At 70.1% G+C, this 21,479-nt stretch carries 26 protein-coding genes; 18 read left to right on the forward strand and 8 right to left on the reverse strand.

Annotated elements, in window-relative coordinates; genetic code table 11:
* The first annotated feature begins 85 nt into the window (after nucleotides 1–85).
* Genes AB0L00_RS21935 through AB0L00_RS21960 form a run of 6 tightly spaced genes read left to right on the forward strand, consistent with a single transcriptional unit; the run spans nucleotide 86 to nucleotide 5,885 of the window.
* Entirely contained in the window at nucleotides 86–298 is a 213-nt protein-coding gene (locus AB0L00_RS21935) for a hypothetical protein (protein ID WP_364437032.1), read from the forward strand.
* Nucleotides 295–2,484, forward strand: coding sequence for a cation-translocating P-type ATPase (locus AB0L00_RS21940; RefSeq protein ID WP_364437035.1), 2,190 nt, complete (start codon nucleotides 295–297; stop codon nucleotides 2,482–2,484). The genes AB0L00_RS21935 and AB0L00_RS21940 overlap by 4 nt, the downstream gene beginning before the upstream one ends.
* On the forward strand, nucleotides 2,481–2,945 hold the full coding sequence (locus AB0L00_RS21945; protein ID WP_364437038.1) for a copper chaperone PCu(A)C: 465 nt from the start codon (nucleotides 2,481–2,483) through the stop codon (nucleotides 2,943–2,945). Before AB0L00_RS21940 ends, AB0L00_RS21945 begins: the two co-directional genes overlap by 4 nt.
* Nucleotides 2,946–2,987: 42 nt before the next feature.
* Nucleotides 2,988–4,070, forward strand: a complete 1,083-nt coding sequence (locus AB0L00_RS21950; protein ID WP_364437041.1) for an ABC transporter substrate-binding protein — start codon at nucleotides 2,988–2,990, stop codon at nucleotides 4,068–4,070.
* Nucleotides 4,063–5,115, forward strand: coding sequence for an iron ABC transporter permease (locus tag AB0L00_RS21955; protein ID WP_364437044.1), 1,053 nt, complete (start codon nucleotides 4,063–4,065; stop codon nucleotides 5,113–5,115). The genes AB0L00_RS21950 and AB0L00_RS21955 overlap by 8 nt, the downstream gene beginning before the upstream one ends.
* Complete coding sequence (locus AB0L00_RS21960; protein WP_364437047.1) at nucleotides 5,115–5,885, forward strand: ABC transporter ATP-binding protein; 771 nt, start codon at nucleotides 5,115–5,117, stop codon at nucleotides 5,883–5,885. Before AB0L00_RS21955 ends, AB0L00_RS21960 begins: the two co-directional genes overlap by 1 nt.
* 77 nt (nucleotides 5,886–5,962) lie before the next feature.
* On the opposite strand, the gene AB0L00_RS21965 is transcribed toward AB0L00_RS21960, so the two are convergent.
* Both AB0L00_RS21965 and AB0L00_RS21970 read right to left on the reverse strand, forming a co-directional pair.
* Nucleotides 5,963–6,580: a TIGR03086 family metal-binding protein gene (locus AB0L00_RS21965; protein WP_364437050.1), complete on the reverse strand. Its 618-nt coding sequence runs from the start codon at nucleotides 6,578–6,580 to the stop codon at nucleotides 5,963–5,965.
* 83 nt (nucleotides 6,581–6,663) lie between these two features.
* Nucleotides 6,664–7,011: an NIPSNAP family protein gene (locus AB0L00_RS21970; protein ID WP_364437053.1), complete on the reverse strand. Its 348-nt coding sequence runs from the start codon at nucleotides 7,009–7,011 to the stop codon at nucleotides 6,664–6,666.
* A gap of 114 nt (nucleotides 7,012–7,125) precedes the next feature.
* Between AB0L00_RS21970 and AB0L00_RS21975 the strand changes: the two genes are divergently transcribed.
* The 3 genes from AB0L00_RS21975 (at nucleotide 7,126) to AB0L00_RS21985 (ending at nucleotide 9,615) form a co-directional block, all read left to right on the forward strand.
* Nucleotides 7,126–7,452 carry a helix-turn-helix transcriptional regulator gene (locus AB0L00_RS21975; protein WP_364437056.1) on the forward strand — a complete coding sequence of 109 codons (327 nt, stop codon included), beginning with the start codon at nucleotides 7,126–7,128 and terminating at the stop codon, nucleotides 7,450–7,452.
* Nucleotides 7,449–8,420, forward strand: coding sequence for an HD domain-containing protein (locus AB0L00_RS21980; RefSeq protein WP_364437059.1), 972 nt, complete (start codon nucleotides 7,449–7,451; stop codon nucleotides 8,418–8,420). The genes AB0L00_RS21975 and AB0L00_RS21980 overlap by 4 nt, the downstream gene beginning before the upstream one ends.
* A 145-nt stretch (nucleotides 8,421–8,565) precedes the next feature.
* Nucleotides 8,566–9,615: a hypothetical protein gene (locus AB0L00_RS21985; RefSeq protein ID WP_364437062.1), complete on the forward strand. Its 1,050-nt coding sequence runs from the start codon at nucleotides 8,566–8,568 to the stop codon at nucleotides 9,613–9,615.
* An 83-nt stretch (nucleotides 9,616–9,698) separates the two neighbouring features.
* Here the strand turns inward: AB0L00_RS21985 and AB0L00_RS21990 are convergent, their stop codons facing one another.
* Entirely contained in the window at nucleotides 9,699–10,346 is a 648-nt protein-coding gene (locus tag AB0L00_RS21990; RefSeq protein ID WP_364437064.1) for a TetR/AcrR family transcriptional regulator, read from the reverse strand.
* A gap of 122 nt (nucleotides 10,347–10,468) precedes the next feature.
* Here AB0L00_RS21990 and AB0L00_RS21995 point away from each other — a divergent pair, with 122 nt between their 5' ends.
* A complete protein-coding gene (locus AB0L00_RS21995) occupies nucleotides 10,469–11,494 on the forward strand; it encodes an aldo/keto reductase (RefSeq protein ID WP_345349294.1) in 1,026 nt (341 codons plus the stop codon).
* Nucleotides 11,495–11,561: 67 nt separating this feature from the next.
* Here the strand turns inward: AB0L00_RS21995 and AB0L00_RS22000 are convergent, their stop codons facing one another.
* Both AB0L00_RS22000 and AB0L00_RS22005 read right to left on the reverse strand, forming a co-directional pair.
* Nucleotides 11,562–12,101 carry a DUF6817 domain-containing protein gene (locus AB0L00_RS22000; protein ID WP_364437067.1) on the reverse strand — a complete coding sequence of 180 codons (540 nt, stop codon included), beginning with the start codon at nucleotides 12,099–12,101 and terminating at the stop codon, nucleotides 11,562–11,564.
* A gap of 121 nt (nucleotides 12,102–12,222) precedes the next feature.
* Entirely contained in the window at nucleotides 12,223–12,360 is a 138-nt protein-coding gene (locus AB0L00_RS22005) for a hypothetical protein (protein ID WP_364437070.1), read from the reverse strand.
* 297 nt (nucleotides 12,361–12,657) lie between these two features.
* On the opposite strand from AB0L00_RS22005, the gene AB0L00_RS22010 reads away from it, so the two are divergent.
* The 5 genes from AB0L00_RS22010 to AB0L00_RS22030 all read left to right on the forward strand — a co-directional run bounded on the left by AB0L00_RS22010 (nucleotide 12,658) and on the right by AB0L00_RS22030 (nucleotide 16,170).
* Complete coding sequence (locus tag AB0L00_RS22010) at nucleotides 12,658–13,713, forward strand: hypothetical protein (protein WP_364437073.1); 1,056 nt, start codon at nucleotides 12,658–12,660, stop codon at nucleotides 13,711–13,713.
* 377 nt (nucleotides 13,714–14,090) lie between these two features.
* Complete coding sequence (locus AB0L00_RS22015; RefSeq protein ID WP_364437076.1) at nucleotides 14,091–14,426, forward strand: hypothetical protein; 336 nt, start codon at nucleotides 14,091–14,093, stop codon at nucleotides 14,424–14,426.
* Nucleotides 14,416–14,997, forward strand: coding sequence for a hypothetical protein (locus AB0L00_RS22020; RefSeq protein ID WP_364437079.1), 582 nt, complete (start codon nucleotides 14,416–14,418; stop codon nucleotides 14,995–14,997). Before AB0L00_RS22015 ends, AB0L00_RS22020 begins: the two co-directional genes overlap by 11 nt.
* Nucleotides 14,998–15,175: 178 nt before the next feature.
* Nucleotides 15,176–15,523 (forward strand): hypothetical protein, encoded by a 348-nt coding sequence (locus tag AB0L00_RS22025; RefSeq protein ID WP_364437082.1) that lies wholly within the window; start codon nucleotides 15,176–15,178, stop codon nucleotides 15,521–15,523.
* Nucleotides 15,524–15,837: 314 nt separating this feature from the next.
* On the forward strand, nucleotides 15,838–16,170 hold the full coding sequence (locus tag AB0L00_RS22030; RefSeq protein WP_364437085.1) for a YciI family protein: 333 nt from the start codon (nucleotides 15,838–15,840) through the stop codon (nucleotides 16,168–16,170).
* Between the two features lie 297 nt (nucleotides 16,171–16,467).
* Here AB0L00_RS22030 and AB0L00_RS22035 read toward each other — a convergent pair whose 3' ends face one another.
* A complete protein-coding gene (locus tag AB0L00_RS22035; protein ID WP_364437088.1) occupies nucleotides 16,468–16,824 on the reverse strand; it encodes a hypothetical protein in 357 nt (118 codons plus the stop codon).
* Nucleotides 16,825–16,837: 13 nt separating this feature from the next.
* On the opposite strand from AB0L00_RS22035, the gene AB0L00_RS22040 reads away from it, so the two are divergent.
* A complete protein-coding gene (locus AB0L00_RS22040; protein WP_364437091.1) occupies nucleotides 16,838–17,926 on the forward strand; it encodes a hypothetical protein in 1,089 nt (362 codons plus the stop codon).
* Nucleotides 17,927–18,187: 261 nt separating this feature from the next.
* On the opposite strand, the gene AB0L00_RS22045 is transcribed toward AB0L00_RS22040, so the two are convergent.
* Complete coding sequence (locus tag AB0L00_RS22045) at nucleotides 18,188–18,976, reverse strand: sulfite exporter TauE/SafE family protein (protein WP_364437094.1); 789 nt, start codon at nucleotides 18,974–18,976, stop codon at nucleotides 18,188–18,190.
* Nucleotides 18,977–19,061: 85 nt separating this feature from the next.
* Between AB0L00_RS22045 and AB0L00_RS22050 the strand changes: the two genes are divergently transcribed.
* A complete protein-coding gene (locus tag AB0L00_RS22050; RefSeq protein ID WP_364437097.1) occupies nucleotides 19,062–19,823 on the forward strand; it encodes a helix-turn-helix transcriptional regulator in 762 nt (253 codons plus the stop codon).
* 52 nt (nucleotides 19,824–19,875) lie between these two features.
* Here AB0L00_RS22050 and AB0L00_RS22055 read toward each other — a convergent pair whose 3' ends face one another.
* Nucleotides 19,876–20,457: a helix-turn-helix domain-containing protein gene (locus AB0L00_RS22055; RefSeq protein ID WP_364437100.1), complete on the reverse strand. Its 582-nt coding sequence runs from the start codon at nucleotides 20,455–20,457 to the stop codon at nucleotides 19,876–19,878.
* A 95-nt stretch (nucleotides 20,458–20,552) separates the two neighbouring features.
* Here AB0L00_RS22055 and AB0L00_RS22060 point away from each other — a divergent pair, with 95 nt between their 5' ends.
* A complete protein-coding gene (locus tag AB0L00_RS22060) occupies nucleotides 20,553–21,431 on the forward strand; it encodes an aldo/keto reductase (protein WP_364437102.1) in 879 nt (292 codons plus the stop codon).
* Nucleotides 21,432–21,479: the final 48 nt, after the last annotated feature.

Consider the following 21,479-nt stretch of genomic DNA (forward strand, 5'->3'; position numbering starts at 1 on the left):
GCGACGCCGCCTGCCCCGCAGCCGTCGGCGCGCCACCTGAATGCCTTTTGCCATGAGCAAATCCCATGACGTTCAAGGACATGATGTGACCCCTCACCCATCGACCGAGCGGCCGGCGGCACTGCCGTCCCCGCTGGTCCTGTGCTTCGCGGCGCTGCTCGCCGCGCTGTTCGCGATCTCGTTCACCGCCGGGCGGCTGGTCGGGCCGGTCGCATCCGGCATGCACCGCACCGCGCCCGGCACCGCACCCGACGGACGTGACACGGGCGGCATGACCATGCCGGGAGAACACCGGTGAGTGCCCAGACCACCGACCTGGCCATCGAGGGGATGACCTGCGGTTCGTGCGTGTCCCGGGTGGAGAGGCGGCTCGGCCGGATCGACGGGGTGAGCGCGGCGGTGAACCTGGCCACCGGCCAGGCTCGGGTCACCCACCCGGCCTCGGTCACCACCGAAGACCTGATCGGCGCTGTGCAGCGGGCCGGATACCGCAGCCGCCTGGTACGCCACACTCCGGCACAGGCTCCCGAGGAGGATCGGACCGGTCGGCGCACCCGCGACCGCGTCATCGTGCTGACCGTGCTCGCGGTTCCCGTCCTCGTCGTGTCGATGATCCCGGTGCTGCAGTTCCGCGACTGGCAGTGGCTGTGCCTGGCACTGACCGCCCCCATCGCCACCTGGGGCGCGTGGCCGTTCCACCGGCGCGCGGTGGCCGGCCTTCGGCACGCCACGGCGACCATGGACACCCTCGTCAGCCTCGGCGTGCTCGCCTCGTTCACCTGGTCGGTGTACGCGCTGTTCATCGGCGGCGCGGGCACGCCCGGGACGCGGATGCCGTTCGCCTGGACCGCCACCCCGGAGGGCGCGAGCGCGCACCTGTACCTCGAAGCCGCCGGCGGCGTCACCTTGTTCGTCTCGATCGGCCGGTACCTCGAAGCCCGCGCCCGGCGGCGTACCGGATCCGCGCTGGCGACCCTGAACGCGCTCGCCCCCACGGAGGCGCACCTGCCCGACGGCCGCCGCGTCCCGATCGGCGAGCTGCGGCCCGGTCAGCGGTTCATCGTCCGGCCCGGACAGACCGTCGCCACCGACGGTGTCATCGTCGAGGGAGCCTCGGCCCTGGACACCCGCCTGCTGACCGGCGAGGCGGTCCCGGCCGAGTGCGGTCCCGGAGACCCGGTGACCGGCGGGACGTCCAACGTCGGCGGCGCGCTCGTGGTCCGCGCCACCGCCGTCGGCGGCGACACCCGGCTCGCGAAGATCACCGCGCTGGTCGGCGACGCCCAGCTCGGCAAGGCACGGGCACAGCGCCGCGCCGACCAGCTCGCCGGGGTCTTCGTGCCGATGGTGCTGGCGATCGCGGTCACCGCGCTCGGGTTCTGGCTCGGAGCCGGTGCCGACCCCGGGGCGGCGATCAGCACGAGCATCGCCGTGCTCGTGGTCGCCTGCCCCTGCGCGCTGGGGCTCGCCACCCCCTTGGCGCTGCTGGCCGCCACGGGAGCGGGCGCTCGCCACGGCGTGCTGATCAGCGGCCCGGACGCCCTGGAACGACTCGGCCGGATCGACACGGTCCTCCTCGACAAGACCGGCACGCTCACGACAGGCCGCATGACGCTGCTGGAGACCACCACCGCGCACGGCGTGCACGCCGACGAAGCGCTGCGGCTGGCGGGCGCCCTTGAAGATCGGTCCGAGCACCCGATCGGCCGCGCCATCGCGCAGGCGGCACGCTCAGGCGGCTCGCTGCCCGAGGCGGACGGATTCCGCGCCACTGCCGGCCATGGGGTCTGCGGCGTGGTGGACGGCCGGTCGATCAGTGTGGGCCGCTGGGCCGGCGAGCCGCTGCCCACATCGCTGGGGGCCGCGGTCGACCGGGCTGATCACGACGGCCACACCAGCGTCCTCCTGCGGATCGAGGACCGGCCGATCGCGGTGTTCGCGATCGGGGACGATCTGCGCGACGGCGCCCGGGAGGCCGTCGCCCGCCTGCGCCGAATGGGACTGCGTACGGTGCTGGCCACCGGAGACCGCCCCGCACCCGCGCGCGCCGTCGCGGACCGGCTCGGCATCGACGACCGGCACGCCGAACTCGACCCCACCGGCAAGGCCGACCTGGTCACCGACCTGCGCGGACAGGGCCGTGTCGTCGCCGCGGTCGGCGACGGCGTCAACGACACCGTGGCGCTCGCCAACGCGGACCTCGGCATCGCGGTCGCCGACGGCACCGACGCCGCCATCGGCGCCGCCGACGTCACACTCATGCGCTCCGACGTCAGCGCGATCGCCGACGCCATCGTCATCGCCCGCCGCGCGAGCACGACGATCAAGGTCAACCTGGCGTGGGCGTTCGCCTACAACCTCATCACCATCCCCCCGGCGGCACTCGGGCGGCTGAACCCGATGCTGGCGGCGGCCGCCATGTCGCTGAGCTCGCTGCTGGTCGCCGGCAACAGCCTGCGCCTGTTGCGCGGGAGGAGGACATGAGCACCGTACGGGCCACCGTCCTGGCGAGCGCGGTGACACTGGCGCTGCTGGCGGCCTGGGCGCTGACCGGCCTGGCCGGGCGCCCCGCGCGGATCCGGGTCTCCGGTGCGTGGGTGATGGCGCCCACCGCCGCGCGGACCGGGGCCTACTTCACCATCGCCAACACCGGCGACCAGGCCGACGAACTGCTGAGCGTCAGCACACCGGACTCCTCGTCGGCGATGCTCACCCGTCACTCGTACGCGGCGGGGGTCGGGCGGATGACCATGCTCGCCGGCCTGGCCCTTCCCGCCCATACGGACGTGCGCATGACGCCCTACACCACCAACGTCATGATCCGGCCACGTGGGCCACTGCCCGTCGGCCGGAGAGTTCCGTTCACGCTCGCGTTCCGGTACGGCGGCACGATGCGCGTCACCGCCGTCGTCGCCCCTCCGGGTGGTGGACCCGCCGCGTCCTGACGTTCGAGACCGCCCCATCATCTCGCGAAGGAATCACTCACCATGCTCGTACGCAGGCCGAACCTGACGGCCCTGTGCGCCGTCACCGCGGCGCTCACCCTGACCGCCGCCGGATGCGGGAAGGCCCCCGCCCGAGGCGGCACGTCCGTGACACGCGAGGCGGCGCCCGGGAGGACCGCCTACCCGTTGACCTTCGACAACTGCGGCCAGAAGGTCCGCTTCACCCGGCCACCGAGCCGCGTGCTGATCCTCAACGGGACGTCGGTGGGGGAGGTGGAGAGCTTCATCATGCTCGGGCTGACCGGGCGCATCCTGGCGAACGTCCAGCACTACGGCGTGTCGGACGACCCGTCGATGGTCGCGGCGATCAAGGCGCTGCCCACTCGTGGCCTGACGACGAACAAGAACTTCGACGTTCCCGCCGAGCAGGTCCTGGCGGCGAAACCCGATCTGGTGGTCTCCACCTGGTCCGGCGGGTTCGACGCCAGGAACGGATTCGCCACCCGGGAGCAGCTCGCCGCCGCGGGCATCAATTCCCTCGTCAACCCGGTCAACTGCGCGATGGGGAGGCCGAACGCGTCTTCGGCGGAGAAGGAAGTGTTGCGGCATGCGTCGATCGAGTCGTCGTTCCAGTTCATGACCCTGCTCGGGCGGATCTTCGACGCGCAGGCCAAGGCGGCGCAGGTCGTGGCCGGGCTCCGCGCCCGCGTGCGAGCCGTCCAGGCGAAGGTCGCGGGGGCGCCGCCGCGCAAGGTGCTCATCGCGTATCCGGGGATGTCGATGATGAACGCCAACGGCCTGCCCGCGGTCATGACGGGCGGCATCTACGACGACGTGATCAAGGCCGCCGGCGGCCAGAACTCCTTCGCGGGACGAGGAGAGGACACGACCCGGACGCTCAACGCCGAACAGCTGGCCGCCGCGCAGGTGGACGTCCTCGTCGTCGGCGTCTTCACCCCCGATGAGAAGCCGGCCGAAGAGGCACGGCGGCTGTTCGCGGCCTATCCGCAGTGGCAGGCGTCGAAGACCGGCACCTACGCGGTCGTCTCCGACGGCGCGTACCTCGGACCGATGAACGCCTGGGCGGTCGAGAAGCTGGCGAAGGTGATCCACTCCGATGGCTGAGCGACTCGACCGGCCGCATCTGGTCTCCGGCCGCGCGACCGGCGTACTGATCGCCGGGCTGGCGGCGGCCGTGCTCATGGCGTCCCTGGTGGCGATCTCGATCGGCTCGGTGACGCTGCCGATCGGCGCGGTGTGGCGCGTGGTCGGCGCGCACCTGACCGGCCGGACCCGCGGGATCGATCCGCTCCGCGACCAGGTCGTCTGGCAGATCCGCACCCCACGGGTGCTCCTCGCGGCGGTCGTCGGTGCGGGCTTGAGCGTCGCGGGCGTCGCCCTGCAGGCGCTGGTCCGCAACCCGCTCGCCGACCCGTACGTCCTCGGCGTGTCCTCGGGCGCCTCGCTGGGCGCGGTGCTGGTCGCCGCGCTCGGGACGACGGCGCTCGGTGGAGTCGGGGTCACCGGCGCCGCGTTCGGCACGGCCCTGCTGAGCGTGCTGGTCGTCTACCTGCTGGCCCAGCGTGCCGGTCGCCTGCTGGACTCCCGGCTGGTGCTGGCCGGTGTCGCCGTCGGCTACCTGTGCTCGGCGATGACCAGCTATGTACAGCTCCAGCTCGACCCTACGCAGTTGCAGGGCCTGATGTTCTGGCTCATGGGCAGCGTCGCCGGCGGTACCTGGCACAGCCTCGGCCTGCCCGCGGCCGTGATCGGGCTCTGCCTGATCTACCTGCTGTCGCAGGCTCGGAACCTGAACGCGCTCGCCGGAGGCGACGACGCAGCCACCGGACTGGGGGTGCCGGTCCAGACGTTGCGCGTCACACTGCTCATCGTCGCGTCACTGCTGACCGCCACGGTGGTGAGCGTCGCCGGCGGGATCGCCTTCATCGGACTGATGGTCCCCCACATGGCCCGGTTCATCGTCGGCGGTGACCACCGGCGCGTCCTGCCCGTCGCGCTGCTCCTCGGCGCCGTCTTCCTCGTCCTGGTCGACCTGGCCTCCCGCACTGTCGACCGCCCGGAGGAGCTCCCGATCGGAATCTTCACCACCGCCTTGGGCGTGCCCTTCTTCCTATGGCTGCTGCGACGGCGCGCCGGAGGGAGGATCTGATGCGACTCACCATCGCGGGCCTGTCCGCCCGCATCGACGACCACCCCATCCTGTCCGACATCGAGCTGACCGCCGAACCCGGAGAGTTCGTCGCCCTCATCGGTCCCAACGGCAGCGGCAAGTCGACCCTGCTGCGCACCGTCTACCGGTCGCTTCGTCCCGCCGGCGGGGTCGTGTGCCTGGACGGCGAGGACCTGTGGGCGATGCGGCCCCGCGAGGCCGCACGCCGCCGTGCGGTCGTCACCCAGCACGGCGACGTGGACGCTGAACTCTCCGTCGCCGAGGTCGTCACCATGGGCCGGACCCCGCACAAGGGACTCCTCGAACGCGAAGACGGCACCGACCGCGCCATCGTCCGCTCCTCGCTCGAACGGGTCGGGATGGGGGCACAGGCCGGACGGCTCTTCTCGACCCTGTCCGGCGGCGAGCGACAGCGTGTCCTGCTGGCGCGGGCGCTGGCGCAGCAGGCCCCGCTCCTCATCCTGGACGAGCCCACCAACCACCTGGACATCCGCGCCCGGCTGGATCTGCTGGACCTCGTCCGCGACCTCGGCCTGACCGTGCTCGCGGCACTGCACGACCTGGACCACGCCGCCGCTTACGGCGACCGCGTCGTCGTGCTGCACAACGGCCGGATCGCCGCCAGCGGCCCGCCACCGGAGGTCCTCACCCCCGAGCTGATCGCACAGGTCTTCGGGGTCCGCGCGCACATCGGCTCCCACCCCATCACCGGCCGGCCGCACATCGCCGTGGCCTCGCGACTCGAGTAAGCGTTCGCGTCGACCGGAGATCGACATTCTGCCCGAGCGGGTGAGGGAGCACCTGCCGTATGAGCGGACGAGTGGTGCTAAGCGCCGGGTTCCGGCGTCCGGCCCATGCGGTGCAGCAGCCGGTCCTGCCGGGACGCGTCGTGCGCGACCGTTCCGTCGGGGGCGGCGAAGAATCGATGAGTCGTCTCGGCCGCGGTGGGGGTCTCCGCCAGACCGGCGTAGATCTCTTCGAGTGAGTCGTCGATCCAGGCGACCAGGCCGGCGTCGAGCCGGTCATCGACGCCGATGGCCCGCGCGAGGTCCCACGTATGGATGGTGGCGTCCGTGGTCCGTACCGAGAGCGCCTGACGCCCGGTCACCTTCCCCAGGGGGTAGTCGAGAACACGATCGAACGCCCCCGGCGAGGCGAACGCTTCGGCGCACTCCCGCACGGACCGGACGTAGGCGCCGACCGGGTCCGTGCCCAGCGCGTCGGCGTCCCGGAGCCGGAGGAACTCCGCACTCGTACCGCCCCGCAGGAGAAGCACGTAGTTGAGGTTCCCCCGCGTCATGTGGTTGACCAGCCGGCGTACGTTCCACTCCGTGCAGGGAGTCGGCCACGCCCATTGTTCGGACCGGACCTCGCGGAGCTTCTTCTCGAACTCGCTGCCGGCCAGAAGGAACCGATCCATCAACTCTTCGGAGGCGTCGACCATATGACCCAGTGTGCGCAGTCCTCGCCGCCGAGGCTGGCGGATATGCGACGCCACCCTGCCCGCTCAGCAGAGAGGGCCCACGGTCACTCTTCTCCGTGTTCGGGAAGCAGCGGGCGCATGAAGGTGCGTTCGTAGCGGAGCACGCACCCGCTCTCGTCCCTGATGCGATCGGCCGCGACGAAGTCGGGGTCGACGCCGAAGAGCGTGCGGTACTCCTCGTAGGCGGCGAGGCTGGGAAAACTGAACAGGGCGAGGGCTCTGTCGCTGGCGCCTTCGGCCGGCAGGAAGTACCCGTGGTGCGTGCCACCGTGGCGATCGACCAGTTCCATCCAGCGGCGGCTGAAGCGTTCGAACGCGTCGATCTTCGCCGGATCGATCACGTACTCAACGACACAAGTGATCACAGTTGACCCTACAACGCTCTTGATCACGACCGGGGGGGCGAGTAGCCCGCCATGTCCGCCAGGCATCCGGTCGGACGGGTCAGGCGGGTGTGGCCTTTCGGGGAATGTCACGCTTCGCATTGGATGTCTAGAGTTCGATACATGGTCGATGGTCCTCGGATGACCCTGCAGACGATGCTGGTCCTGAACGTGATGCTGGCCGATCCGGCGAAGCGGCGCTTCGGGCTCGAACTGTGCGCGGAGACCGGTCAGCCCAGCGGCACGATCTATCCGATCCTGGCCCGGCTGGAGCAGTTCGGCTGGATCGAAGGCCGCAAGGAGTCCCCGGCCGAGCATCTGGCCGAGGGGCGACGCGCCCGCTACTACTACACGCTCACCGACGAGGGCGCCGTGCGTGCCCGCGCCGCCCTCGAACGGGCCCGGCGATCCCGCGGAGCGGCCGCCGGCCTCTGGACGGCGACCCCGTGAACGCCGTATTGGAACCACTGCTGGCCCGGCTGCCCGACGATCTTCTGGCTACAGAGCGTGACAGGATCCGGCGCGCGTACGAGTTCGCGTCCCGCTGCCACGAAGGCCGGTTCCGCAAGAGCGGTGACCCGTACATCACCCATCCGTTGGCGGTCGCGGAGATCGCCGCCGGCTCGGGCCTGGACGGTGCGACCGTCTGCGCCGCTCTGCTCCATGACGTCATCGAGGACACCGGATGCGACGCCGCCCGGCTCCGCGAGGAGTTCGGCGACGAGATCGCCATCCTGGTCGAGAGCGTGACCGAGCTGGATCGCCGGCGCGACGAGACGGCCATCGACACCGCCGACGACCGCGTGCTCGCGTTGAAGGTGCTCGACCGGCTGCACAACATGCGCACCCTGCGATACCTCGACGAGGACAAGCAGCGGCTGAAGTGCCGGCACACGCTGGACCTGATGGCGCCGCTCGCCCGGCGGCTCGGCCTGCGCGACGTCTCCGACGAGCTCGCCTCGATCGCCCGCGATCACCTGGCCGTCCTGTCCGAGGACACTGGTGCCACCTGCCGGGCGCTCGCGCTCGGCACGCTGCTGCTCCCGGCCACGGCCAGGTCGCGTTATCTGGACGAATGGCTCGGCGAGCTCGATGCCCTGCCGAGCCGACCTGACCGGATCCGCTTCGTATTACGGCTCATCCTCGGCATGCCCGCGCTGGCCTTGACCCTGCGCCGCCCGGCGCGCGCCACCCCGACCCACCGGCTCCTCGCCGTCCTCCGCTGGATCCTGCGAACGGACCTGCGCACGTGGGTCCCGCTGACACTGCTGGTCGGCTGGATGATCGTGGAGACCGCCCGGACCAGCGTCGTCGACGCCACGGTCACCCTGATCAGCGTGCCGCCCGTCCTGCACGCCGGCGTCACCCGTCTGCGCGCGAGGCTCGGTATCGGCGAATCGGACGAGACATCCTCGTAGCCGGCCCCGATGCGAAGAGAATTCCGTGCGCGGGCCGGCGCCGGTAGATCGCGTTCCTTGTCGATATCCGCGCGTTGTGGGGCACCGCTCATCGTCCGCATAAGGTACGCTCCGTACCCTAAATCCATCACGGATCGGAGCGGCGATGCGCGCCTTCGGCATCAATTACGACACCGGTTTCACCTCCGGTGGGACCACGACCCACGAACCGTTCCTCCCGGACGTCGTCCAGCGTGAGATGCGGGTGATCCGCGAGGACCTGCACTGCGACGCGGTCCGCATCACCGGCGGCCACGCCGATCGGCTGGAGACCGCCGCGCGGGCCGCGGCCGACGCGGGGTTGGAGGTCTGGTACTCGCCGTTCACGAACGGCCTGACCCAGGAGGAACTCCTCGCGTTCCTCTCTGACGCCGCCGAACGTGCCGAGCGCCTGCGCCGTGACGGCGCGCGCGTCGTGTTCCTCACCGGCTCCGAGATCACCCTGTTCACCGACGGCTTCCTGCCGGGCGACACGTTGCAGGAGCGGTCGGCGAACCTGGCCGATCCCGCCGCGTTCCGCGCCCTGCTTCCCCGGCTGCACGCCACGCTCAATGCGTTCCTCGGTCGCGTCGTCACCGAGGTCCGCGCCCGCTTCGGTGGCCCGATCGGCTACGCGTCGGTCGCCTTCGAGGGCGTGGACTGGACGCCGTTCGACATCGCCGCCACCGATTCCGGGTATCGCGACGCGACGAACGCCGACGCGCTCCCCGACGCGCTGCGCGCGCAGGTGGCGCGGGGCAAGCCGTTCGGCGTCACCGAATTCGGCTGTGGAACGTTCCGTGGCGCCTTCGATCTGGGCGGACGCGGGGACTCGATCGTCGAGTGGAGTGAGAACGCGCAGCCGGTGCGGCTGGCCGCCGGGACGGTGCGCGACGAGCAGGAGCAGGCCGCTTACATCCGGGAGATGCTCGACATCTACGACGCGGCCGGCGTCGACGCCGCGTTCGTCTACACCTTCGCCCGCTGGGATCTGGCGACCACGGCCCGCCACGATTCGGAGTTCGACTTCGACGCGGCCAGCTTCGGGGTGGTCAGGGTCCTGCCGCCCGGCGCGGCCGAAGGGCCGTACGCGGAGCTGGGGTGGGAGCCCAAGGCCGCCTTCCACGTCGTGGCCGAGTTCGGCCGGGCCCGGAAGAAGAAGGCCGCCGAGGCCTGACCCTGCGGCGCCATCGCGTGCCGCGAGCCCCCCAGCGTGTCTCTCCGCCCTGGGGGCGGCGCCGGTGGGCCCGGCCGACGGCGTCAGGAGTGAGAGCGGCCCGGATCGGCGCCGTAGCGCAGTCCGTCGACGAGGAGCGCGACCATGCGCCGGCTGTAGGCGGCTCCCTCGTCCGCCGCGGGCATGCACAGATTGGCGACGGCGTACAGGAGGTCCTTGGCGCTGATGTCGGCGCGGATCTCGCCGCTCGCCGCGGCGGCTTCCAGCAGGGATCCGAGGGCGGGTCCGAATCGCTGCATGAAGTAGCCGGGCAGCGCGTCGAACGCCGGATCGCCGGAGTGCAGGGCGGTGGCGAGTCCGCGTTTGGTCGCGAGGAACTCGGTGTAGCGGTGGAGCCACTTGGCGAGTGCCGCTCCTGGCTCGTGCGCCGCGGCCAGCGCCGGGGCCACGTCGGCGCAGGCGTCCACCTCGCGCTGGAACACGGCCTTGACCAGGTCCGAGCGCTGCGGGAAGTGCCGGTAGAGCGTGCCGACGCCGACGCCGGCCAGATCGGCGATCTCCTTGGCGGGCGCGTCCACGCCCGAGGTGCCGAAGACGGTCTTGGCCGCTTCGAGCAGGGAGCCGACGTTGCGCTGCGCGTCGGCGCGCCGCCGACGCGGCGCGCGTTCGGATGCCCCCGGGCCCGCGGAGCCGGTCGAGTCGACACCGGTCGGCGCCGTCTTCTCCGTCACGACACTCCTTCGCTTGCTTAACCGAAAAGCCTTTCCGTATAGTTCCGGAAGAGCGTTCCACTTACGTTCAGGGTACGGCATCGACCGAGCGCTCACCACGCCTCGACCTCAGGAGTAACCGTATGCAGTACCGCGTCCTCGGCCGGACCGGCATCAGGGTCAGCCCCTACGCGCTCGGCGCGATGATGTTCGGAGCCCACGGCAACACCGACCACGACGACTCGATCCGCATCATCCACAAAGCGCTGGACGCGGGGATCAACTTCATCGACACCGCCGACGCGTACGCCCACGGCGAGTCGGAGGAGATCGTGGGAAAGGCGCTCAAGGGGCGTCGCGACGACGTCGTCCTCGCGACCAAGCTGCATCTCCCGATGGGGGACGATCCCAATCAGCGCGGCAACTCGCGGCGCTGGATCATGACCGCGGTCGAGAACTCGCTGCGTCGCCTGCAGACCGACCACCTCGACCTCTACCAGATCCACCGGCCGGACCCCGACACCGACATCGAGGAGACGCTCTCCGCGCTCTCGGATCTGATCCACAGCGGTAAGGTCCGGGCGATCGGGTCGTCCACGATGCCCGCCTCCGACATCGTCGAAGCCCAGTGGGTGGCCGAGCGGCGCGGTCTGGAACGGTTCCGCACCGAACAACCGACCTACTCGATCCTCAACCGCGGCATCGAGGCCGAGGTGCTGCCCGTCGCCCAACGCCATGGGATGGGCACGCTGGTGTGGAGCCCGCTCGCGCAGGGGCTGCTCACCGGGCGAATCCGGAAGGGACAGCAGACCGACCTCCGCCGCGCCGCCTATTTCAAGCATCTCAGCGACGAGCGCCGGCTCGATGCCGTCGAGCAGATCATTCCGCTCGCCGAGAAGGCGGGCCTGCGGATGACGCACCTCGCGATGGCGTTCGCGATCGCTCATCCCGGTGTGACCAGCGCGATCATCGGGCCGCGCACGATGGAGCAGCTCGACGACCTGCTCGCCGGTGTCGACGTCACCCTCACCGACGAGATCCTCGACCGGATCGACGAGATCGTCCCGCCCGGCACCGACGTCGGCACGCTCGACATGGCCTACGTGCCCCCGGCCCTCCAGCGCCCGGCCCTCCGCCGCCGACCCGTCGGCGAACGCGCCGCCGCCTGACCGCCCCACCCTCACCGCTCTCGTACGGCGGGCGCCGCCGCGGCGCCCGCCGTACGGTCGATGCCGGTCAGGGCAGAGTCGTCTGGACGGCCTGCCAGGCGGGGGCGCTGAGGAGTCCCCGCCATGAGGTGAACAGCCGGAGGAGACCTGGTCCATGCTGGGCGCGCAGGTCGGGGTTGACCCGCATGATGTCCAGCTCGTTGGCGGCGGTGAGCTCGGCGAAGTCCCGTCGCAGCGGTAGGGGCGGGCGGCTCACGGCGCCGGTGAACCGATCCTTGAACGGTCCTTCGGGCTCGGCGAGATGGGGGTAGGAGAAGCCGCGGTCGCAGCCGGCGTAGAAGCGGACGAGCCGTTCGGCCTCCGCGCCGATGAGCGCGGCGAACTCGTCCCGTTCGGCCACGTCGCCCAGTGCGGTGGGGAAGCCATCGGTGCCGTAGTACGCATGGCACAGCCCGGCGAGCCGCAACGCCGGTCGCGCGCCCCACTCCGTGAGCAGCGCGTGAACACGCTCCAGATGGGCCAGCAAGGTGCCGCCGGGATGCGGGATCTGGTTCGCGCCGTGAGAGGCCAGCGACTCGACCAAGGTCGCGATCCGATCGATGGCCATGTGGCGCCTCCTCATGATGGTCGGGCTCCATTACATCGGCGATCCGCCGGGAACGACAGTGCGGGGAGCGGAGTACGGGCGTCCCGGCGTCCGTCCCCGCGCGTTACTTCGCCGCGATGTATCAGGACAGGTCGACGGTCACCTGCGCGTTCAGCGCGCCCGGGTGGCCCTTCATTGCCCACAGCACACCACCGAAGAACTGCCGCGCGCTGATCCGCCGGGCCTCGTTCCATGCCTTACGGCCGCCGTACGCGGCCATGATCTCGTCGAGCAGGTCGGACTGTCTCTGCCCTTCAGCCCAGGAACTCGTTGATGTCCATGGCGGCCTCGGCCGGGTACTGGAACAGCGAGGCGCGTGCCGAGTCGGGGTAGACGCGAATGCGCGCGTCCGGGATGAGCCCCGCCATGACGCGACGACGCGCCGCCGGGATGAGTTCACGTTGAGTAGTCGATCTGTTTCACTGTGTTGCGCACATGGCCAACGAAGGAGAACCGGATGCCGACGACCGTCCCGCCCGCCGTATCGACCGCTCATACCGGGCGTTCCCGGAGAGTCATGCCCAACGCGATCACCGCGGCGACGGTGGCGGCCGCAGCCGCCACCGTCCTGCTGGTGGGAACCGCGCCACGCGCGCATGCCTTCGGCACGGTCGGCCACCTGGCCGAGCACGAGCGGATCACGCGTGCCGCGCTGGGTTGCGCCTCTGGTGGCGGCGCCGACTGCTTCGAGCCGCGGTCACTGGATCAGGTCGCGGGCAAGAAGGGAACGTTCGGAGCGGTGGGCTCCCCGGACAACCCGCTGACAGGGGAGATCCTGACCTCCGCGGCGCACTGCGACAACGCCGACTACGTCGACGGCCCCGACTACCGGCCGCAGGACCGGCAGCGAGCGACCGCCGCTCTGATCGAGTGCGTCGATCACGCCCGCGCCCGAGTACGCGCCGGCCTCCGCCGAGCCGCCGACCTGCTCGACCGCGACGGCCGTATCAAACCGGGAGAGGTCAGCCTCAAACCCTCGCTGTTCCCGCCGCGCCCGAACGGCGACTGCACCTTCAACCGGGTGTCCGGCCGGGCCAAATGCAATGTGATCGAAGAATTCGGGCGTGCGCTGCACGCGGTCCAGGACTTCTACTCGCACAGCAACTGGGCCGATCAGGCCGCGGCCGGGCCGGTCGGCGTGCACAACCCGCCCGGCGGCCGGCAAGGCGGCGTCAGCCCGCTGTTCGCCCTGTTCGGAGCCGAGCCGACCGGCGCGAACGTCCCCGGCTGGCTGACCACCGGCTGCTTCGACGCCCAGTCCGCCATCACCGGCGAACGCGCCGGGTGCACCGACGGCGGCCGGACCCGGCTCAAGCACGCCTGGATCAACAAGGACCACGGAGTGATCGACCCTCGTACGGGCGTCACCTCCTGCACCGAGGGCGGCAAGAACGTCTGCACCGCGCGCGGCCAGGTCCAGGACAATTTCAGTCGCGCGGTGCGCCTGGCCATCGACGACACCCGCCGCCAGTGGCACGATTTCGCCGCGGCGGTGCGCCAGGCCTATCCCGGTCGCGGCGACCGCATCATCTGCGCCCTCACCCACGACGACCCGACGACAACCTGCCACTGACGCCTGAACCGCGCCGGGTCGGGGTGAGCGCTTCGGCGGAGTGGCGGTCGCCGCCATCACCGAACACAGACGCTTAGGCGGCGTCGGTCAGGACGTACAGCCCTCGGGTGATCGGGCGGAGCGGTGTCCCTCCCGCACTCGGCGGGCCGCCAGGATGCTCTTCGACCAGTTGCGTCATCACACCGGATCACCTACCGGCAGCCCGCCTTATCAAGGTCGCCGATCAGCGAACCAGGCGGCCTAATGGCGTGTCTGCCATTTCTTCAAGATGACATGACAGGGTTGTATTTCGTTGGCAGCCTGTCACGTTCGGCGGGTGCCGATCGTCTTGTGCATGAGGGCAGATGGTCGAGCTGTAAGGGAGGGCGGAGGGCGCCGTGCCGGATGCGGACAAGAAGCGAGCAGCCCATCGAGACCTGGTGGATCGCCTACTGAACGGGGAGGGCAGGGCATCCGCGGAGCAGCGAGCGTGTGCCTTCGGCAACGACGGACTTTCCCCGCCATTGGACGCGCTGATCGGCAAGGTCGTCGAAAGGCCGGCGCAGGTCACCGAGGCGGACTTGGCCGCGGCGAAGGCGGCGGGCTGCACCGAGGACCGGCTTTTCGAACTGGTGATATGCGCTGCGGTCGGCCAGTCCGCCCGGCTGTATGAAGCCGGACTGGCGGCCCTGGCCGAAGCGACCGGCAAGGGGAGGCCGGATCATGCGACTTGACATCCTCAACCACGGTTACAGCCGCAGAACCAAGCTGCTGTTCGCGCTCATCCGACTGTTCTCCGGGCACCCCGTACCGGACGCAGCCAAGCTGGTCTTCTATCGGCCCGATTTCTACGGGGCCCGGGCCAAGGAGTTCACTCACGAGGCGATGCGCGGGCCGTCCGCCTGGTCGGTGGGCGACCGGGAGCTGATGGCGGCTTACGTGTCCAAGGTGAACGAGTCAGCGTTCTGCGTCGGCGCGCACACCGCGACCGCAGAGCGGGCGTGCCAGGACGGGCCGCGGGTCGCGGCGGTGCTGGCCGACCTGGAGTCGGCTCCCGTAGCCGAGCCGCTGCGGGCAACGCTGCGAATGCTCGGCAAGCTGACCCGGGAGGGAAAGGTCGACGCCGAGGACATGCGGGAGGTGCTGGCCGCCGGTGTCTCACCCCAGCAGGTCCAGGACGCGCTGGCGGTCTGCGTCGCCTTCAACACCACCGACCGGCTGGCCGACGCCTTCGGGTTCGTACTGCTGAGCCCGGAGGGGTTCGAGGCAGGAGCCAAATACCTGCTCAAGCGGGGTTACCGGTAGGCCGGCCCGCCGGTCCGGTGAGAAGTAGGCTCATCGGGTGAGCGGTGAAGCGTCGAATTCCCCGGATGATCGGTCAGCCCAGAACCCGCCTCCGCGTCCACGCCGGTTGCGGCAGGTCCATCCGACACGGCGTGGCCTGATCCTTTCGTGGTGGGGATTCACCGCCACATTCACTGGGTTGCGTTTGCTGACCTGGGCAATCCACGTTCACGTCGCGGGACTGGGCAACGTCCACGTCGGTCGTGTCCATATTCACCATTACATCTGGGGGATTCTGCTGTTGATCGCCGTCGGCGCGTGCGGGCTCGTCGAGAGGTCCTCTCTCTGGCGGACCTGGATGGGCCTCGCCTTCGGGATCGGGCTGGCCCTTGTGATCGACGAAGCCGCGTTGCTGATCGAGTTGAAGGACGTGTACTGGAACCGCGCGGGTGGGATCAGCGTCGCCATCGCGATCATCCTCATCGGTGTGGCCGGCAGCATCCTCGCGTTCACGCGTGCGCCACACGCCGAGGCCACCGCGCCCTGAGGGAGGCGAGACCCGGAAGGCGGCGTTTCTCCGGGTCTGGCCTCCTGGGAGCGTCCCGTAAAGGCTGCTCAAGCTGTCGATCTTCGCCGTTCCTCCGATTCGCGGGCGGATGCGTGCCGAATGCTCGGCAACCGCGATCCAGGGAAGGGGCAAAACCCTCATGTCGGCACCGTGGGTGGGTCTTTTCCGAGCATCCGGTACGTCGACATCGGAGGTCGAGCCGGGTGTGTGGAGTGCCGGACGCACCGATGAGTTGCGGGCGCGATGGAGGTCAGTACGTGCGAGTAGTCCGGGCGACCAAGGGAGGGCCTGTCATGGCCAAGTTCGTGACCATCGGGTACGGCGACCAGGAAGGTTATGACCGCACCGACGCGGCGGTCCGCGACCAGGCGCACGCGCACGACACTCGCCTGCGAGCGGCCGGAGCCGAGATGGGGATCGCGGAGTCGCCCGTACAGGTGCGAAATCCCGACGGTGCCGGCATGAGCGTGGAAAGCGGATCATTCATGTCATCGGCTCTCCCGGTCGCCGGGTTCGCCATCATCGAAGCGGCGACCCTGGAGGAAGCGATCCAGCTCGTATCAGGAACTCCCTGCGCGGTCGCACACGGTGTCGTCGAGGTCTGGCCGTTGCGGGAGACACCGTAGTCCGTCGCTGGGCGGCAGCGCGAAGACGTCACCGCCCTGGGTTCGGGCGACGGCGTCGGTCACCGTGAAATCGCGCCGCAGCCGCAAGGACAGGGCCATTCCGCCAGCGAGCGGATCGTCCCCGATTATGCTGTCATCGCCCGGCATGCCGACAAGATACGGGAACTCGCCGGTGAGGCGCCCCCGGTCGGCACACTCCTGACATCGTTAGCCGCGCTGTTCTATCGATCAAAGATCGTGGCCCATTGTCGGCGAGGCGGCCGGATCGCGGCAGATCCGGGCGTCCGTGGCATGCGGTCACTGACCGTAAGAGAATCGGAGGTCGGCGAAGAGCAGGTGGTTGAGTCGCCGCCGAAGGTGCCCGGTCTTGCTCTGATCAGGAGCTTCATCCGGGGTGAGCAAGGTGAACTTCAGCGAGGTCTCGCCGCCCACGGCCGTCAGCTCGAAATGGACCTGGTCGTTGGGTCTACTTGGCCAAAGCGATGACCAGACGACCCGGTTGGGCTTTTCGGCTTCCAAGACCCTCGGCTCTACTTCATCGGAGAGCAGGTTCAGCCATGGCCGCGCTCCCCGCCGATGAGGTTCCACAAGCGACTCCCAGACCACTGACGGGGGCGCCGGCAGTTTGCGGGCCCTCGAGCCGATCTGGATCACCTCAGAATCGTATGTGGACTCGCACGGCGCTCGATCTTTCAACGACAGCCAGGTGTGCCTCTCCGCGGTAGAAGCGGATGCGGTGGTACTGATCGCCGTAAACTACGCGACCGTGGCAGAGGTCGTGCTGCTCGGCGAGGTGACCTGTCCGTCGGGCGAGTTGGTGCTGATGGACGGCGGCTACCTCGGGCTATGGTCCGGCGACCGCGCGCCGGACGACGTGGAGCGGCCCGACGACGCGCCTGCCGTCGACTTTGAGGTGGTCGGCCGCGATGCAGACGCCGCGGCCCGGTCGTTCGACCGGCAGTCCGGCCGCACCCTCTACGACATCCCGCACCACGCCGTCGCAGAGTTCACCTCGCACTTCGATGACCAGTGCCGTGAGCGCGGCTACCAGGCGTCGCTGCGCTCCTTCCCACGGCAGGTCCCGCACCGTGACCGCGTCCGGCGGGCGATCGCCCGAAACGACCCGGACTTTCTGATCAGCGGCGTGCCGGTCATCGCCATCGGAGGCCTGCCGACCGACCGCCCGCTGCCGGTCACCGCGACACCGCACAGCGACTGGGGCTGGACGCGCATCCGCATCGTGATCAGTGACGAACCGGTCATGAGTACCTGCTCGCTGGGCAAGATCGGCGTCGACTATGCCCGCTTCGTGTTCGCCGACGCGGACGCGTTGAACGCGTGGGTACACGAGGAGCCGATCGACGGGCTCGCGGACGTCGTCTTCTGGGGCAGGCACGAGACCGAGATCGCGGCCGAGTTCGGTGCCACCCGTACCGGCACGCCTGGCGAGGACAACTACGGCTGGCTGAACCTGCCGGTCCGCGACGCGTACGCGAAGGCGATCGCGTTGAACGATCGGAAGACGGCATCGGACCGTAAGTTCGCCTTCGATTTCCGGCCGCACTCACACCACTGGCGGGTGATGGCCGATGTTCGCGCGTCGGAGAACGAGGCCGCCTCGATAGAGGTCGGCGGTGCCCGCGTCATGTTCGCGATGACGTCCGTGGGCGACGGGTTCTTCCCCGTCCATGTCGAACTCGATGCGGCGAGTGCCCCGGCCGCGATCGAGATAACGGTCCGAGGCGCCGGGGATTGACCGCGGTCTGATCAGACCGCATCCCGGTTGAAGGCGAGCCGTCTGGCGCTTGCGTCCGGAGGCTGGATGTCCGCTCGCCGGCTCAGGCTCTCCGTACGCGACCAGCGGCATGAGCGGATGTTCGGTGGTGCGGATCCGTTCCGGCGCCGTGCGATGAGCGTACGAAGCCGGAGGCTGCGTCATCCCGCGAATGTCCGAGGTGGCCACCTGGCCGCATACGACCGGCGGAGGTCCGTCGGCTGTTTCGACCCCGCGAGAGCATCACACCGCCGCGAGCATGATGATCGTCACGAGGACGAGCAGGCCAAGGTAGGACCGGGCATACAGATGGTCGGGGATGCGCGGGGGACGGCGGCGCAGTGCGACGATGACCGGGATCGCGCCGGTGAGCAGGCAGGCGGCCGCGATCGGGTCGATGAGACCGATGAAGTGGGCGCCCGCGACCGGGCCGGCAGGCAGGGAGACGAGGGCGGCCGGTACCGCGATGACGAGGGTGAGCGGGTTGGCGAGCGCGGTGGCCGCGTGCATGGAGTGCCCGGCGCGGCGGAGCATCGGGACGGTCATGACGCTGCCGCCCACCCCGAGGAACGCCGCGACCGCGCCGATCGGCGCGCCCAGGGCGGCGGGAATCGGCCGCGGGCCGCGCGGCACGGCCTCGCCCGGTGCGGGTGGGCGGAGGAATCCGGGGCGTACCAGCAGGTCTGCGATCGTCAGCACGAGATACCCGATGAAGGCCCATCGGGTCAGGAAGGATGGCACGAACCGCGTCAGCAGCGCGCCGGCCGCCCCGCCGATCGCGAGCAGCACGAGCAGGACGCCGCGGCCGCGCAGCGCCGCCAAGAGGCTCCGGCGGGTGGCGGCCGTGGCGAATCCCGCGTTCACCACCATCACCAGGGCCGACGTCGCCGTGGCCACCCGCATCGCGCCGGGCCCCAGGGCGGCGTCCGACCACACCACCACCGGCACCGTGACGAATCCGCCCCCGAAGCCGAACAGCACGGTCGTCACCCCGGTCATCAGCCCGATTCCGATCAGTACGACGAGTTCCACGGGCTCAAGCCCATCAGGCAAGACCAGGCACTCGCATTCGAAGGTCGGCGTGATTCCTTCGCGTCTCGGCCACTAGTCTGGCCGGGTGAAGAACGTGCCGCTGGCCGAGGTCGACCACATCCCCCGCGCGGTCCTCCCGATCGGCACCGACTACCCGCCCGGGCATGTGCTCGACTGGCACGAACACCGCCGCGCGCAGTTCCTGTACGGGGCCACCGGTGTCATGATCGTCGAAACCGGCGACGGCGCCTGGACCGTCCCCACCGACCGCGCCGTCCTCATCCCGCCCGCCACCCGCCACCGCGTCCGGATGCTCGACGTCAGCACTCAGAGCCTCTATATCGAGCCCGGCGCCGTCCCATGGTGGCCCGCCGTCTGCACGGTCGCGGACGTCACTCCGCTGCTCCGCGAACTCCTCTCAGCCGCCGTCGCGTTCCCCGCCGAGTACGACCTGGCCGGCCGGGAGGGCGGCATCGCCGCCCTGCTCCTCCACGAGATCGCCGCACTCACCCCTCTCCCACTGCACGTCACCCTTCCCGCCTCCGCCGACCTCGCCGCCCTCTGCCGCGCCTACCTCGCCGCTCCCGACGCCGGGGTGACCAACACCGAATGGGCCGCCCACCTGTCCACCAGCGAACGCGCCTTCACCCGCCGTTTCCGCCGCGAAACCGGCCTCAGCCCCGCCGTCTGGCGCACCCGCGCCCGCCTCCTCGCCGCGGTCCCTCTCCTGCGCACCACCACCGTCACCGAGGTCGCCGCCCGCCTCGGCTATGCCTCACCGGCCGCGTTCACCACCGCCTTCACCCGCACCTTCGGCCGGCCGCCATCCCGCTTCACCCGGGCGTAGCCGCACTTGGCGGCAGAAGCGTGCGTCACGGCTTTCAGGCCACGGGGCTGCTTCAGGAGGGGCCGCGGGCGAGCATGCCATCGACGAGGAGCTTCAGCATCCGGGTGGCCTGGTCGACGTCGGCGGCGGTCAGCATGATGCCGGCCATGCTGGCGGAGACGTCGGCCGGTTGGACGTCGGCGCGCAGGCTGCCGTCGGTTCGGCCGGCGTCGAGGATGGTGGCGATGGCGCCGTTGAGGTGTTCGCGGGTTTGGCCGGAGCTGATCGCACCGCTGGCGATCACCGCGCGCAGGGCTTCGGCCATGCCGCGTTTGGTGGCGACGAAGTCCTGATAGCGGCGCATCCATTCGCGCATGGCGTCGGCCGGCGCGTGGTCGGCCACCAGCTGCGCGGCCATGGCGCAGAGGCGGGTGAGTTCGCTGCGGTAGACCTCTTCGACCAGGGCTTCGCGGGACGGGAAGTTGCGGTAGAGCGTGCCGACGCCGACTCCCGCCTCGCGGGCGATGGTCTCGATCTTGACAGGGTCCGGGCCGGTGGTGAGGGCGCGGGTGGCAGCGTCGATGATGCGCTGCCGGTTGCGCTGGGCGTCCCTTCGCGCGCCGGGGCGTCGCTCGAGCTCGGAAATCGCGATCACCTCACAAGCGGAACCGGTTCCGCTTTTGCTAGAGTCCAACCAGGCTAAGCGGAATCGGTTCCGCTTATGGTCATCGTATCTGGAGGGTCACGACCATGACCACATCGCATGCGTACGCGTACGGAAAGCTGGGCGACCACGATGTCCTGCGGGTCGGCTTCGGCGCCATGCAGCTGGAACACGGCGACCCCGCGGATGCCGTCAAGGTTCTGCGCCGCGCGGTCGAACTCGGCGTCGACCACATCGACACGGCCCACTTCTACGGCCCGGTCAACGACCTGATCAGGACCGCCCTGCATCCGTACGCCGACCGCCTGCAGATCGTCACCAAGGTCGGCGCGGTGACCCACCCGACCGAGCGACTGGTCGCCGCCCAGAAGCCGGCGCAACTGCGGGCATCGGTCGAGGAGAACCTGCGCACCCTCGACACCGAACACCTTGCGGTCGTCAACCTCCGCCGGCTCGACATGCCGCCAGGTATCAGCGCCACCGGCGACCAGGTGGTCGACCTGGACAGCCAACTGGCCGAGCTGATCGCCCTGCGCGACGAGGGCAAGATCGGTGGCATCGGCCTGAGCCAGGTCGGCCTTACGCAGCTGCGGCAGGCTCTTCCGGCCGGAATCGTCTGCGTGCAGAACATGTACAACGTCCTCACCCGTGACCAGGAGGACGTCCTGACCGAGTGCGCCGAGCAGGGCGTCGCCTGGGTGCCGTACTGCCCGCTCGGATCGGCCTTCGACTGGCTGCCCAGCGTCACCGACAACCCGGTGGTCATCGCGCACGCCGAGCGCCTCGGCATCACCCCGGCTCAGGCCGGGCTGGCCTGGCTGCTCGGGCACAGCCCGGCCACGCTGCTGATCCCCGGCACCCGTGACCTCGCGCACCTGGCCGACAACGTCGCGGTCGCCCGAATCGAGCTGGACCAGGAAGCGATGACGGCCTTCGACGCGCTGGCCCAGGACATGGCCGCCTGAGCGGAAAGACGCCACGGAAAGCGGCTCGAGGAAGTCTCTCAGCTTCTG

It is taken from the genome of Actinoallomurus sp. NPDC052308 (assembly GCF_040679195.1).
In the GTDB taxonomy this organism is placed as follows: domain Bacteria; phylum Actinomycetota; class Actinomycetes; order Streptosporangiales; family Streptosporangiaceae; genus Actinoallomurus; species Actinoallomurus liliacearum.

Excerpts from the sequence above, each read along its gene's own strand:
- AB0L00_RS21945 (WP_364437038.1), top strand. The coding sequence starts at position 2,481 with ATGAGCACCGTACGGGCCACCGTCCTGGCGAGCGCGGTGACACTGGCG.
- AB0L00_RS21950 (WP_364437041.1), top strand. The coding sequence starts at position 2,988 with ATGCTCGTACGCAGGCCGAACCTGACGGCCCTGTGCGCCGTCACCGCG.
- AB0L00_RS21955 (WP_364437044.1), top strand. The coding sequence starts at position 4,063 with ATGGCTGAGCGACTCGACCGGCCGCATCTGGTCTCCGGCCGCGCGACC.
- AB0L00_RS21960 (WP_364437047.1), top strand. The coding sequence starts at position 5,115 with ATGCGACTCACCATCGCGGGCCTGTCCGCCCGCATCGACGACCACCCC.
- AB0L00_RS21965 (WP_364437050.1), bottom strand. The coding sequence starts at position 6,580 with ATGGTCGACGCCTCCGAAGAGTTGATGGATCGGTTCCTTCTGGCCGGC.
- AB0L00_RS21975 (WP_364437056.1), top strand. The coding sequence starts at position 7,126 with ATGGTCGATGGTCCTCGGATGACCCTGCAGACGATGCTGGTCCTGAAC.
- AB0L00_RS21985 (WP_364437062.1), top strand. The coding sequence starts at position 8,566 with ATGCGCGCCTTCGGCATCAATTACGACACCGGTTTCACCTCCGGTGGG.
- AB0L00_RS21995 (WP_345349294.1), top strand. The coding sequence starts at position 10,469 with ATGCAGTACCGCGTCCTCGGCCGGACCGGCATCAGGGTCAGCCCCTAC.
- AB0L00_RS22000 (WP_364437067.1), bottom strand. The coding sequence starts at position 12,101 with ATGGCCATCGATCGGATCGCGACCTTGGTCGAGTCGCTGGCCTCTCAC.
- AB0L00_RS22005 (WP_364437070.1), bottom strand. The coding sequence starts at position 12,360 with ATGGCCGCGTACGGCGGCCGTAAGGCATGGAACGAGGCCCGGCGGATC.
- AB0L00_RS22010 (WP_364437073.1), top strand. The coding sequence starts at position 12,658 with ATGCCCAACGCGATCACCGCGGCGACGGTGGCGGCCGCAGCCGCCACC.
- AB0L00_RS22020 (WP_364437079.1), top strand. The coding sequence starts at position 14,416 with ATGCGACTTGACATCCTCAACCACGGTTACAGCCGCAGAACCAAGCTG.
- AB0L00_RS22030 (WP_364437085.1), top strand. The coding sequence starts at position 15,838 with ATGGCCAAGTTCGTGACCATCGGGTACGGCGACCAGGAAGGTTATGAC.
- AB0L00_RS22060 (WP_364437102.1), top strand. The coding sequence starts at position 20,553 with ATGACCACATCGCATGCGTACGCGTACGGAAAGCTGGGCGACCACGAT.